Source organism: Methylosinus sp. Sm6, assembly GCF_019802345.1.
Taxonomy (GTDB): Bacteria; Pseudomonadota; Alphaproteobacteria; order Rhizobiales; family Beijerinckiaceae; genus Methylosinus.
Window position 1 is genome coordinate 14478 of the sequence record NZ_JAINDZ010000037.1, and the last position, 12607, is coordinate 27084.

Annotated in this window: 14 protein-coding genes; 5 read left to right on the forward strand and 9 right to left on the reverse strand. The window is 67.9% G+C overall.

From position 1 onward, the window contains the following. Nucleotides 1-244: 244 nt before the first annotated feature. Entirely contained in the window at nucleotides 245-1855 is a 1611-nt protein-coding gene (locus K3F48_RS19405; RefSeq protein ID WP_255609414.1) for an OprO/OprP family phosphate-selective porin, read from the reverse strand. A 635-nt stretch (nucleotides 1856-2490) separates the two neighbouring features. Between K3F48_RS19405 and K3F48_RS19410 the strand changes: the two genes are divergently transcribed. Both K3F48_RS19410 and K3F48_RS19415 read left to right on the forward strand, forming a co-directional pair. Continuing rightward, a complete protein-coding gene (locus K3F48_RS19410; protein WP_222577095.1) occupies nucleotides 2491-4119 on the forward strand; it encodes an OprO/OprP family phosphate-selective porin in 1629 nt (542 codons plus the stop codon). 361 nt (nucleotides 4120-4480) lie between these two features. Next, nucleotides 4481-4702, forward strand: a complete 222-nt coding sequence (locus K3F48_RS19415; protein WP_222577096.1) for a DUF2093 domain-containing protein — start codon at nucleotides 4481-4483, stop codon at nucleotides 4700-4702. Here K3F48_RS19415 and lpxK read toward each other — a convergent pair. The 4 genes from lpxK to K3F48_RS19435 form a co-directional block, all read right to left on the reverse strand. Then, nucleotides 4686-5681: a tetraacyldisaccharide 4'-kinase gene (gene lpxK, locus K3F48_RS19420; protein WP_370631457.1), complete on the reverse strand. Its 996-nt coding sequence runs from the start codon at nucleotides 5679-5681 to the stop codon at nucleotides 4686-4688. The two genes, K3F48_RS19415 and lpxK, sit on opposite strands and share 17 nt — an antisense overlap. After that, nucleotides 5681-6958 (reverse strand): 3-deoxy-D-manno-octulosonic acid transferase, encoded by a 1278-nt coding sequence (locus K3F48_RS19425; RefSeq protein ID WP_222577098.1) that lies wholly within the window; start codon nucleotides 6956-6958, stop codon nucleotides 5681-5683. Before K3F48_RS19425 ends, lpxK begins: the two co-directional genes overlap by 1 nt. 76 nt (nucleotides 6959-7034) lie before the next feature. After that, nucleotides 7035-7292, reverse strand: coding sequence for a DUF4170 domain-containing protein (locus K3F48_RS19430; protein WP_222577099.1), 258 nt, complete (start codon nucleotides 7290-7292; stop codon nucleotides 7035-7037). Beyond that, the gene (locus K3F48_RS19435) at nucleotides 7289-8107 is read right to left on the reverse strand and encodes a 3'(2'),5'-bisphosphate nucleotidase CysQ (protein WP_222577100.1); all 819 of its coding nucleotides are present in this window, start codon (nucleotides 8105-8107) and stop codon (nucleotides 7289-7291) included. Before K3F48_RS19435 ends, K3F48_RS19430 begins: the two co-directional genes overlap by 4 nt. Nucleotides 8108-8336: 229 nt before the next feature. Here K3F48_RS19435 and K3F48_RS19440 point away from each other — a divergent pair, with 229 nt between their 5' ends. Beyond that, complete coding sequence (locus tag K3F48_RS19440) at nucleotides 8337-8870, forward strand: DUF6101 family protein (protein WP_222577101.1); 534 nt, start codon at nucleotides 8337-8339, stop codon at nucleotides 8868-8870. A gap of 168 nt (nucleotides 8871-9038) precedes the next feature. On the opposite strand, the gene K3F48_RS19445 is transcribed toward K3F48_RS19440, so the two are convergent. The 3 genes from K3F48_RS19445 to K3F48_RS19455 are packed head-to-tail and all read right to left on the reverse strand — an operon-like array spanning nucleotide 9039 to nucleotide 10739. Next, nucleotides 9039-9359 (reverse strand): hypothetical protein, encoded by a 321-nt coding sequence (locus K3F48_RS19445; RefSeq protein WP_255609415.1) that lies wholly within the window; start codon nucleotides 9357-9359, stop codon nucleotides 9039-9041. Continuing rightward, the gene (gene ubiA / locus K3F48_RS19450) at nucleotides 9349-10260 is read right to left on the reverse strand and encodes a 4-hydroxybenzoate octaprenyltransferase (protein WP_255609416.1); all 912 of its coding nucleotides are present in this window, start codon (nucleotides 10258-10260) and stop codon (nucleotides 9349-9351) included. Before ubiA ends, K3F48_RS19445 begins: the two co-directional genes overlap by 11 nt. Before the next feature lie 41 nt (nucleotides 10261-10301). Beyond that, on the reverse strand, nucleotides 10302-10739 hold the full coding sequence (locus K3F48_RS19455) for a hypothetical protein (RefSeq protein ID WP_222577103.1): 438 nt from the start codon (nucleotides 10737-10739) through the stop codon (nucleotides 10302-10304). Between the two features lie 128 nt (nucleotides 10740-10867). On the opposite strand from K3F48_RS19455, the gene K3F48_RS19460 reads away from it, so the two are divergent. Continuing rightward, nucleotides 10868-11611, forward strand: coding sequence for a 16S rRNA (uracil(1498)-N(3))-methyltransferase (locus K3F48_RS19460; protein ID WP_222577104.1), 744 nt, complete (start codon nucleotides 10868-10870; stop codon nucleotides 11609-11611). A gap of 202 nt (nucleotides 11612-11813) precedes the next feature. Further along, a complete protein-coding gene (locus tag K3F48_RS19465; protein ID WP_222577105.1) occupies nucleotides 11814-12128 on the forward strand; it encodes a hypothetical protein in 315 nt (104 codons plus the stop codon). Between the two features lie 11 nt (nucleotides 12129-12139). Here K3F48_RS19465 and K3F48_RS19470 read toward each other — a convergent pair whose 3' ends face one another. Continuing rightward, complete coding sequence (locus tag K3F48_RS19470; protein ID WP_222577106.1) at nucleotides 12140-12478, reverse strand: CCDC90 family protein; 339 nt, start codon at nucleotides 12476-12478, stop codon at nucleotides 12140-12142. Nucleotides 12479-12607 lie beyond the last annotated feature (129 nt).

Sequence of the window (12607 nt, forward strand, 5' to 3'; positions counted from 1 at the left end):
GCGGGCGTCTCGAAGGACGGCAACGGGAGAAACCTTTGATTTCGCCCCGCGGTCGTCCTTCGAGACGCCGCCTGCGGCGGCTCCTCAGGACGCGGGTTGGGGATTTTATCCTTCACCCGATCGCCCCTACCCCCCCCGGGCGATCGGGTGAACGTAAATAGGCCGCCCCCTTTCGGGGGCGGCCTTTCTGATGCTGCTGTGCTTCGCTCGCGATGACGAGGCGCGCTTGCGCTCGTCGCGGGGCTTACCAGAAGACCTGGGCGCGGGCGATGAAGGCGTTCGGATGCTGGCCGGTGAGATAGGCGCGGTCCGACGGCCCGACGAGATTCATCACGCGCGTCCAATTTGCCTGCAACCGGACGCCGCGGACCGGATACCAGTTGAGCGCGAGGGTGAGGTTCTCCTCGCGACCGCCGAACAGGCCGGAGTTGTTCAGATTGAGCTCGCTGAAGCGAGCCGCGAACTCCCAGGCGCCGTAGCCGCCTTTGCCGAGCGGATTCTTGATCGCCACATCGTGGAAGGTGCCGGGCGTGTTCCAGTCCTTATCGTAGCCGCGATAGGAGGCGGCCCGCGATTCGCCGGTCAGGAACACCGAACCGTAGACGTAATAGCTGCTGAAGTTGATGCTGGAGCCGCCATTGGCGCCGCGCGCCGCGATGTTGGCCGCGTCACGCTCATATTGCGCGCCGACATATTCCGCCTGAGCCGAGAACGGCCCATAGGCCACGGCGCCCTCGAAGCCGTAGTTATAGGAATATTTCAGGCAGCTGTTGCCCGCGAGGCTGGCGGTGGTCGCGCCGGCGGCGACCTTGGCGCAGGCGAGATCCGAGGACGTCGCGTTCACCGGCAGGCGAATCAGCGTGCCGCCGCCGCCGAGAACGTCGAACTCGTCGCGGCTCGCCTGGCCGGGGCGCAGGAAATTCGCGTCGGTCGCGCTCGTCGTGTTTTCGGGCTGATGATAGAGGAACGAGGCGCCGAGGTGGACGAGCGCGTCGTCCTGCTTGATCGGCGCATAGGTGGCGCGGATCGCGGCGTCCCAATATTGTCCCTGGCCCGCCGGCGGCGAGGTCGAGGCGTCCTGCGGGCTGGTCGAGAAGATGCCGGTCTTGACGCTCCACTGCTTGTCGCCGACGCCGATCGACGCGCCGATATGGCGGGCCGGGGTCAGCGCTTCCGTCATCGCGCGCTCGATGAAGGTGATGTGCTTGGAGGAGTTCAGCGTCTCGAGGCCGAACGGCTCATATTGATTGCCCACCTGGAAGGTGACCGGCTGCGAGGTGATCTCTTCCGGCAGCAGTTTGTCGCGATAGGCGAGGAACGCATCGCGGATGCCGGCGGCGCCGGAGCCGGTGAAGTCGTATTGGAACTTGTAGAACCAGTTCTTATAGGCCTTGCCCTCCACTTCGAGGCGGGCGCGGCGGAAGCCGACATTGCTCGCGGAATAGAGGTTGTTGGTCCCGAAGCTGGCCGGGCCGCCGAAGCCGCCGTCGACCTGAATGCGGCCGCCGACCTTGAAGTTGAAGTCGCCGTCCTCGGTCTCGACGAACAGGCCGTTCTTGAAGCTCACGAACACCGGCGGCGGGGCGCCGGCGCCCGGCGCGGACTTCGCCGAGTTCAGCGCGTTCTTCACCTGGTGGGTCGTCTTGGCCTGCTCGGCCATGCGCGCCTCGAGCCGCTTGAGCTGCGCCTTCAGCGCCGCAATCTCGCTCGCCGTGTCGGCGAAGGCCGCCGTGGGAAGCGCCAAGGCGCCGCAGAGAGCGATCAGGGCGACGCCGCCCTCGAGCTTAGCAAGCCTTACGCCTCTCGCGGACGCGAGCTTCTGAGCCCCGCCATGCCGGCGCGTCATATCTGTCATAGTCGGCCTCGATCCATATCATTGGTTTGCTACCGCTCGGGCAGCGCTAAGGCCGACTCGTGACACAATCATCATAAATCTGAAGCTCTGGAGTTTGTGACAGCGGTTTTTTCGTAAGGTGTTGTACGAGCGCAACGAATATCGCCCGCGATCCTCGGGCGTCGACCGATCGATATGTAAGGCGTTTCTATAAATAGAAACGGATTCTATTTCTGATAGCTCTATCGATATTGCTGGAATATTTCACGGAGACTGCCGGCGTCCTGGCCGCGAGCCGTCTCGCCTCCGTCGGGCGAACCGCCGAGGTCCGAGCGGCGCACGACTCGGACAGGGACGCAGCTGCCCCCGCTCTTTCCCACGTCATCGGCACAAACCCTGCCGACGTTGGTGTGACCGAAATGTCACGCTGGCGATAACACGTACGTCTTCGCCGACTCCAACCTTGCCTTGGCTGTCGATATGTAACAAAAATCTATTCCTGATAAGTCCATCGAGATCATGTTCTGCCGCGAGTCGCACGCGGCAGGCGATCTCCATCTGGCCGACGAAGGCCCGACGACTGGGGAGGCGGCGGGAGAGTCGGCCGTATTTCGTGGCTCGCGCATGACCGCGCGGCGCGTTCAAAGGGGATGTAGATGAAAGACCAACGATTCGGCGCCATGGGCGCATCGCGGTTGAAGGCAGGCGCAGGGCTTGCGACGCTGCTCTGCGCGCTCGGCTTGCCTGCCGCCGCCTATGCCGACACGGCGAGCGAGATCGCGGCGCTGAAGGCGCAGCTGAAGCGGCTCGAAGCGCGCATGGCCGAGCAGGCCAAGACCAACGCCCAGGTCAAGAACGCCGTGAACTCGGCCAAGACCGAGCCCGGCATCGTCGCTCCTCCCCCGGTGTTCGTCAGCTTCAAGAACGGCCTGTTCGTCGAGACCGAGGACAAGGCCTTCAGCTTCAAGATCGGCGGCCGCATCCAGGCCGACGGCGGCTTCGGCGGTCCGGCGAGCTATGTCGATTCGAAGGGCAAGGTCCAGAACCTGTTCTCCGCCAGCAACGCCGGCTTCCGCCGCGCCCAGCTCGAGGTCGAGGGCAAGGCGTATAAGAACTGGTACTACAAGTTCCAATACGAGTTCACCAATTCCGGCGCTCAGGGCATCCGCGACGCTTGGCTCGGCTATCGCCAGAAGCTGCTGCCGGAGGAGATCACGTCTCAGCCGGTCAGCTTCCAGGTCGGTAATTTCTTCGAGCCCTTCGGCCTCGACGCCGTGAGCTCGACCAAGCACATCACCTTCCTCGAGCGCTCTCTGCCGTCCGCCCTGGCTCCCAGCCGTCATATCGGCGCCGCGGTCACCATCGGCGACAAGAATTGGGCGCTCAAGACCGGCGTGTTCTCCACCAGCCCGCAGGACACCTCGACCTCGCCGCCGGCCGGCTCCTCCCAATATTGGGACGTCGCGGTGCGCGGCATCTACTCGCCGATCGTCGAGGAGGATGCGCTGCTGCATGTCGGCGGGTCGTTCCGCTACCACGAAGCCAACAACACGACCCAGCTCACCGACGCCGCCGGCCTGCTGCCGGGACGCTCGACCGAGCGTGAGGAGACCGACATCCTCGGCGGCTCGGGCGCCTTCATCCGCGCGCCGGGCAACGGCACGACGACGCCGACCTGGGATCTGAACTGCTTCCGGGTCGGGAACGACGCCAACGGGACCGTCGTCTCCAGCTTCCTCAATACCGGCAAGGGCTGTCTGAAATACTCCTACAGCTACGGCTTCGAGGCGGCGACCGCCTACGGCCCCTTCTCCGCCCAGGCCGAATATATCGCCACGCAATATGAGCGCGACGGCGCGCTCGTCGCGGCCTCCGGCGCGCCCGGCGGCGCCAGCCTGCTCTACAGCGGCTATTACGTCCAGGGCTCCGCCTTCCTGACCGGCGAATCGCGCGCCGCCTCCTACAACACCTATGCGAAGAGCTGGAACTCGCCCGGCACATTCAGCGACGTGCAGATCAAGAACCCGCTGAACAAGGGCGGCCTCGGCGCCTGGGAGGTCGCGGCGCGCTTCAGCGAGCTCAATCTGCAGAATGGCGGCGCCTCCCCGCTGCTCGGCGGGCGGCTCGAGAACTTCACCCTCGCGCTCAACTGGTATCCGGTGCGCGGCGTGCGCCTGCAAGCCAATTGGACGCATGCCTTGACGCTCGTCGGCCCCAGCGACCGCGCCTGGCTCACCGGCCAGCATCCCGATCTCTTCCTCGCCCGCGCCCAGGTCTTCTGGTGAGCGATCTTCTGGCGAGCGCGGCCGGCGCAGGCCGGATCGAGGTCCGATAGAGTCCCGGCCGCCCTTCGGGGCGGCCGTTTTCTTCTCCGGCGCCGCAGGGCCGATCGGGTGAATGACGGCAGGGGCGTTTTTACCCTCCCCCTTCAGGGGGAGGGTCGGCCGGCGAAGCCGGACGGGGTGGGGTTTCACTGCAAAGACTCGGGGAGCACGCCTCTCCGGTGAGAAGTCTCGTTCACCCGATTTCCCTGTCCGGCGCCGCCTTTCCTCTTGCCAAGCGCCGCGCGCCTATTGAAAATCCCGCATGACCTCGATTATTTCGTCGATGCGGCGCCTCGCGGCGCGCGCCAGACGCGGGATGAGAATGAACAAGTTCGAGCGACATCCGCAGCCAGCGGCGGAGGCCGAGGTCGAGTACGGCGACGGCGAGTTCCGCGTGCGTCGGGCGGGCAATTTCGTCCGCTGCGCCGTCACCGGCGAGCCTATCCCGCTCGAAGAGCTGCGCTATTGGAACGTCGACCTGCAGGAGGCCTATAGCAGTCCGCAGGCCAAGCTGACGCGGCTCGGCGTCAAGCCGCGCGCGTGAGCCGCGCGCGGGCGAGCGCCCGCGCCAGCGCCAGACGCATCGCCGCCTCCTCGTCGAAATGGAGCGCGACCGGCAGAGCCGCGCCGGCGGGACAGCGCGCCGCATCCTTTTCCGTGGTGACGAGCCTCGCCCCGAGCGCGCGCGCCTCGCGCCGAAGCAAAAAAATCTCACGCCGCCGAAAGCGATGATGATCGGCGAAAGCGCGCCGTCCGACGAGCCGCGCCCCCGCCTCCTCGAGCGTCGCGAAGAATTTTTCCGGACGGGCGATCCCCGCGAAAGCGAGAACCGGCGCGCCGGCGAGGCTCCGCGCGACCTTCGGATCCGGCCGCATGCGCGCGCGAAGCACGAGCTTGCCGCAAGCGCGCGACCGATCGGCGATGTCCTCGCCGGCCTCGCCCGCGCCGACGATGACGACGCAATCGACGATATCGAGCTGGCGCGCGAGCGGCGCGCGCAGCGGCCCCGCCGGCGGGCACAGGCCATTGCCCGCCCCATGCGCTGCGTCGACGACGGCGATGGCGAGATCGGCGTCGAGCCGGCGGCTGTGCAGCCCGTCGTCGCAGATCAGCGCCGTCGCGCCGGCCGCGCGCGCGAGCCGCGCCGCCGCGAGCCGATCGGCGCCGACGAAGGTCGGCGCGCGGCGCGCCAGCAACAGCGCTTCGTCGCCCGCCTCCGCCGCCGTGTGACGCGCGAGGTCGACGCGAAACGGCGCGCCGCGCCGACCGCGCCCATACCCGCGCGTCAAAAACGCCGGCTCTTCGCCGAGCTCGCGCAGCAGCGCCGCGACGGCGAGGGCGGTCGGCGTCTTGCCGTCGCCGCCGAGCGTCAGTCCGCCGATGATGACGACGGGCAGCTCGGCGCGCGGCGCCGGCCGCATCAGCCGCGCGCCGGCCGCGGCGGCATAGATCGCGGCGAGCGGGGCGAGCGCGCGCGCGAGCGGGGAAGCCGGCGCGCGCCGCCAGAAGCCCGGCGCGCGGATCATTTCTGCTCCAGCGCCGATTGCGCGAGATAGGGCTCGACCGCCGCCATGATGCTTTGAGAGGCGCCGCCGAGGCGCGTCACCACATCGCCTCCCGCGCGGCCCATCTTGCGCATGCGCGAAGGCTCCGCCAGCAGATAGCTCAGCGCGCGCGACAGCGATTCGGCGTCGGTCACCCGCGCCGCCGCCCGCGCCGTCGCGAGCTCGGCGTAGATGTCGGCGAAATTCTCCACATGCGGCCCGTGCAGCACCGCGCAGCCGAGCTTGGCCGGCTCGATCGGGCTGTGGCCGCCGGCGGCGGTCAGCGACTTGCCCATGAACACGACCCCCGCCGCGCGCAGGATCAGGCCCAATTCGCCGACCGTATCCGCCACATAGATCGCGGTTGCGCGTCGCGGCTCGCCGTCCAGCGTGCGTTGCGCCGTCTCGAGCCCCGCGGCGCGCGCCAAAGCGGCGATCTCTCCTCCGCGCTCGGGCTGGCGCGGCGCGATAATGGTGAGGAGGTCCGGAACGTCCCGGCAGAGCGCGAGATGCGCCTCGATCGCGATCCGCTCCTCGCCCTCATGCGTGGAGACGGCCGCCCAGACGGGGCGCGCGCCGATCGCGCCGGTGAAGGCGGCGAGCCTGGCCGGGCCAGCCGGCGGCGGCGGCACGTCGAATTTGAGATTGCCGCAGACGCGCACCCGCGGCGCGCCGAGGCCGAGATAGCGCGCCGCGCTCTCGGCGTTTTGCGCGAGGCACAGGTCGATCTTGCCGAGCAGCCGGCCGGGTCCGCCGGGCAGACGGCGCCAGCGCTCCGCCGAGCGGCGCGAAATGGCGGCGTTGACGAGGATCAGCGGCAGCCGCCGCGCATGGACGGCGCGGATCATATTGGGCCACAGCTCCGATTCGGCGAACAGCACGATGTCGGGCCGCCAATGGCCGAGGAAGCGCTCGACGAAGCGCGGCGCGTCGAGCGGCAGATATTGATGCGTCGCCCCGGCGGGCAGGCGCGCCTTCACCACCTTGGCCGAGGTGACCGTGCCGGTCGTCACCAGCACGTCCACCCCGCGCTGGATGAAGCGGTCGATGAGCGGCAGCAGCGCGAGGCTTTCGCCGATGCTGGCGCCATGCAGCCAGACCAGCCGGCCCTCGGGACGCTTCGCGCTGGCGACGCCGACCCGCTCCATCAGCCGGGCCGGGTCCTCCCTGCCGCGTCGCGCCCGCCAGGCGAGCACGCCGCCGGCGAAGGGCGTCAGTCCGATGGTCAGCAATCTATAGAGCGTCAGCAATGGCATCGACGTTCCGAGACAGGCGTTCCGAGACAGGAGGAGAGGCCGATGGCGCGCCGTCCCCGGCGGCGCCGATCGGCCTTCAGGCCCGTTCGGCCTCGGGATCGAGCAGGCCGCTGAGATGCACGACGAAATATCGCATGTGCGCATTGTCGACGGTGGCGTGCGCCTTGGCCTTCCAGGCGGCGAGCGCGGCGTCGGCGTCGGAGAAGATGCCGACGATGTCGAGCTTGGCGGGGTCGCGGAAGGCGACGCCCTGCAGATCGGCGAGCTCGCCGCCGAACACGAGGTGAAGGGGCTGCGCCGGCGCAGCGCCGGCACCGACTGCCGATTTGCTCATATTTCGCCTTTCGAAACGGCTCGCGCCAATGCGAGGCTCTCGGGAAAGATCGATTGCGGCGCGGCGACCAGCATGTCGCGCCGCAGCTCGGGGCGATTATAGCGCAAGGGCGCGCCCTCGAGCTCGGACAGCACGCCGCCCGCCTCGGTGAGTATCACATCGGCCGCGGCAATGTCCCAGTCGCGCGAATCCTTCGACGCTATGGCGAGATCATTGTGGCCGGCGGCGATGTCGGCGAGGCGCAGGGCGAGGGAGGGCGTGCGCGTCTGCAGATCGAACTTGTGCGCAGAGCGCGCGAAATAGCCGGCGAGTCCGCGCGGCGCCACGATGCGCGCGCCCTCGAGGGAGGCGCGCGCCGAGACGCGGATCGGCTCGCCATTGAGAAAGGCGCCCGAACCCGCCGCCGCAACGAAGGTCGCCTCCATCGCCGGCGCGTGAATGACGCCGAGAATCGGCCGCCCGTCCTCGATCAGCGCGATCGACACCGCCCAGCGCGTGTCGCCCCGCGAGAAGGCGAAGGTGCCGTCGATCGGATCGACGATGAAGATGCGCGAATGCGACAGGCGCGCCTCGCTGTCCGCCGTCTCCTCCGAAAGCCAGCCGGCGTCCGGGAACAGCGACGGCGCGGCCTCGAAGAGGAAGCGGTCGACGGCGAAATCGGCCTCGGTGACGGGCGAGCCGCCCTCCTTATAGGAGATTTCGGCGCTGGTTCGGGCGCCCGGGCGGAAATAGGCCAGGGCGATCTCCCCCGCCCGACGCGCAACGGCTTCGAGCAGCGGCAGCTTTACCGCGAGGTCGGTTCGATTATCGGCCATTGGGTCGAATTGGTTAAGCGAGGCGGGCCCGCCCCGCAAGGCGCCTTTTTGCGGCGAAATGTCGTCGATTTGATCGACCGCATTTGCCGCCCGTTCACCCAAGATCGGCGATTTTGGCTAAGAAGCAATGGTTTACGACGGATTCACCAGCCTCGTTAGCAAGCTTCGCCATGGGCGTCGCGCAACATGCCTCCACCGAGACACGAGCCTCACTTTTCGGAGAGACAGCATGTTCGAGCATGGCAAGGCGGCGGAAGCCCTCCCGCAATTCGCGGTCCAGCCCGACCGGCGGGCCGACGAGGGCGAGCGGCGCGTCCGCGTCGGCCGCCGCGATATTCTGATCACGCGCCGCCTCGCCGGCGTCTCCATGATGATCAGCGTCCCGGTCCGCGCCTATCGCGGCGTCGCGCTCGACGTCGAGCCGCGCGGCGATGGCGGCGCCTCCTATCGCCTGTCGCTCGCCCATCGCGATCCCGATCTCGATGTCGTGCTGGCCGAGACCGCCGACGGCGGCGCCGTCTCCGCCGACTGGAAATATTGGGCCGCCTATCTCGACCTGCCGCGCCTCTCCTGCCGCGACGGCGAGCTCGAGACGCTCGACCCGCGCCTCGGAGAGGTCGCCTATCGTGGCGCGCTGGAGCGCCGCCGCAATGTCGCCGTGCAGCAGCGCCGCCCGCGCTTTGCGGCGCGCCGCAAGACGGGGGAGACGGCGCGGCTGGTCGTGGTGCACGAGGACGAGCGGGAGATTATTTGCTACGAGTGAGGCCGGTCGATTACAGCGCCTCGCCCTCATCCTGAGGAGCGCCCGTAGGGTGCGTCTCGAAGGATGCTCCAGAGCGCGCGCTGCCGCCCACCCTTCGAGACGCCCGCTGCGCGGGCTCCTCAGGGTGAGGGGACTGGAGCGGGCCTCTCGCGATAATGATCCGCGCCACTATCCGCGCAGAGCACGGCGAGCGGCATTTCGCGCCCGATGCTCCTCCAGGGTAAAACTATCGCCACGCATCACGGAGGCGCGAGCTTCATCGACGAGCGGCTTCAGCCACGCCACATCAGCGGCGTCGATGCCGGCGGCCTCCGACGCCATGCGTTCGGCTATGGCCTGTTGCACGGCGGCTTCCATCGTCGGGGACACGCCAGCCGCGACCTGCGCGGCAAGCCATGCCTGCTGTTCGTCAGTGAGAACCACCCAGCCTTCCAATCGATCCACACGCGAGCCGTCAGGCGCGCTCAAATCGGCTGAATCACGCCGCAAGAAGCGCCTCGATCGCCAGCCCCGCGAACAACAATAATCCCGCGTTCCAGTTGGAGCGGAACAGCATCAAGGCCGTCGCAGGCTCGACGCCCGGCCCTGTACGCCAGACCTGCCAGCACAAATGCGCCGCATAGGCGAGAACGCCGATCTGCGCGGCGACGCCGAGATGCGCCGTCAGCACGGCGAGCTCGGCGGCGATGACCGACGCCGCATAGAGCGCGCCGACGGCGAGACGCACGCGCGCGCCGAACAGCAGCGCCGTCGAGCGCACGCCGGCGATGGCGTCGTCGCGCTTGTCCTGCAGCGCATAAATCGTGTCGTAGCCGATCGTCCAGAAGATCGCCGCGAGATAGAGAAGGACCGCCGGCGCGGCGAGGGCGCCCGCCTGCGCCGTCCAGCCGAGCAGCGCGCCATAGGCGAAGGCCAGCCCGAGCACCGCCTGCGGCCAGGAGGTGAACCGCTTGGCGAAGGGATAGATCAGCACGATCAGCGGCGAGGCCAGGGCGAGCGCGATGGTGAAGCCGTTGAACGACAGCAGCACGCAGAGGCCGACGAGGCATTGCAGCACGAGAAAGACGATGGCGGCGCGCAGGCTGGCGCGGCCGCTGGCCAGCGGCCGCCCGCGCGTGCGCTCGACCTTGGCGTCGATGTCGCGGTCGACGATGTCGTTATAGGTCGAGCCGGCGCCGCGCATCGACACGGCGCCGATGAAGAACAGCGCGAGATGAAGGAGATCGAGCGGGCGGCCGAGCGATGCGGAGGCGAGCGCGCTCGCCTCCCAGCAGGGCAGCAGCAGCAGCTGCCAGCCGATCGGCCGATCGAGCCGCGCCAGCTGAACGAAGGGCCGCAGCCGCGCCGGCGCCAGCCGCAGCAGAAAATGATCCGGGACGGCGTCGGGCAAGCGCTCGTCGCGCGGGTCGGGCGCCGCGCGCTCGGCGGCGCTCACAATGGGCCGGCCGGCAGCTTCTGCGCCTGCTGAGCCACTCCCGCCGCCTGCTCCTCCTGCATCTTCTTCGCCTTGGCGGCGAAGGAGCAGGCCTGCGTCGCGAAAGTCTGCGTCTTGGCGCGCTGCTGCTTGAAATTATCCACCATCGGATCGGGGATGTTGCACCATTCCTTGTTCTTCTGGAGATAGGCGAACATCTCCGTCTCGATCACGACGAGGCGGCGAGCGACGGGACAGGCGGCGACCGGGTCCATCTTGCCCTTGGCGGCCTTGCCGATATTGTTCAGAGCCATCATCTGCGCATTGCGCTTTTCCGACAGCTTCTGAAAATCTTCCTGGCAGGATTGAGCGAGGGCCTGCGTCGCCGCGACGGCGAGCAGAAGTCCCGAAATCAGCGCGCCGATGTGTCCGCGCGTTCCCCCTCCTGCGATCATGGCCGAGGTCCCCTTTTTGCGTTTCGTAAGGTCTTAGCAAGACACTTGCGTCGCTTGCAAGCTTTGGGCAGTGTCGCCGGCAAAGCGGCGGCTTGATGGCGGCGCGCCGCCCTTCCCCCGGATCGCCCGTGCCTGCTTACGATTTCGCCGCGCAACGCCTCTTCGTCGACGAGCGGCTCGAGGCCGGAGCGCGTATTATTCCGGACTCCGACCGGCTGAATTATCTCCTCAACGTGCTGCGGATGCGCGAGGGCGCGACCATTCTGCTGTTCAATGGGCGCGACGGAGAATGGGCGGCGCGACTCGAAAACGTCTCGCGCCGCTCCGCCGACCTCGTCGCGACGACGCGCGCGCGCGAGCAGACGAGCCTGCGCGACCTGCATTATTGCTTCGCGCCGCTCAAGCACGCGCGACTCGACTATATGGCGCAGAAGGCCACGGAAATGGGGGCGTCGCGCCTCGTCCCTGTGATCACGCGCCGCACCCAGGCGCGGCGCGTCAATCTGACGCGACTGCGCGCCAATGCGATCGAAGCCGCGGAGCAATGCGGCGTCCTCTCGGTCCCGGAGGTCGCGGAAGACTCCTCGCTCGAGGACTTCCTCGCCGGCCGCGCCGCGGACCGCCTGCTCGTCTTCTGCGACGAAGCCGCCGCCATCGCCGATCCGGTCGCGGCGCTGCGCGCGGCGCCGGATCATGACGGGGTCTGCGTGCTCATCGGGCCGGAAGGCGGATTCGACGAGCAGGAGCGCGCCGCCATCCTCGCCGCGCCGAGGGTCGCGCGGCTCACGCTCGGACCGCGCATCCTGCGCGCGGATACGGCGGCCGTCGCCGCTCTGGCGATCGTTCAGGTCGCGATCGGAGATTGGCGGTGATCGGCGCGGGCGACACGATCCCGCCATGATGTTCCCTTCTAGTGAAGCCATCGGTTCGCCGCGGCCGCCGCGACCTGCCGCGTAATTGTCACCAGAGTGGTTATAACGAGTTGGTAAGCAATCGGCCGGCAACATCGATCCATGGCGCCCTCCGTTTTTCTGCGCCGTTGCGATCCGACACTCTTTCGAGGCTAATCGACGCATGAGAGTTTCGACCGCCGAACCGCTCGGGCTCGACGTCCCGCGCCTCGTCGCTGGATTTTGGCTCGGCGCCGCGCTCCTCGCGCCCGCGACGGGAGTCGCGCAGACGACCGGCTCGCTGCCGCCGAACCCATGCGTTCGCTATGGCGAGGGCTTCGTCCCGGTCACGGGATCGAGCGCCTGCGTGCGCCTCGGCGGCCATGTCCGAGTGGATGGCGGCGCCCTCGGCGCGCCAGAGTCGCGCGGCGACCTGCGGCCCGTCGGACATTCCTATGTGCGCGCGCCCTCCGGCTGGACCGGACTTTATCCGCGCTGAGCGTCACGCCTTCAGTGGAGGAAGAGCTTCGCGAAGGTCGCGAGCTGAAAGGCGAGAGTGAAGCCGATCATCCATCGCATGACGCGCATCTCGGATTTGGTCTCGGCGCTGTCGGCCTGAAACTGCGACTTCAGATCGGCGATCTTCAAATCCATGTCCGATCGAAGCCCTCTGATCTCCAGCCCCACTTCCGATCGAAATCCGTTCATCTCCAATCCCAGTTCCGATCGGAGTTCGCTGAGCTGCAGTTCGAGATCGGATTTGAGAGCGCCGATCTTCAGCTCGAGCCGATGCTCGCTGGCTTCGATATCGGCCTTCGTGGAGACCTGTGTGTCCGGCAGCTCCGCCAAGGCGGAGACTTGCTCGGCGGAAAAGCCGGAAGCCTGCAGCTTGAGAATTGGCGGCTGCGCTCATGACCGCCAATTAGAAGAAGAGGCGAGCGCGGCCAGGGCAAGGCGACCGGGTAAATGACGGCGGGG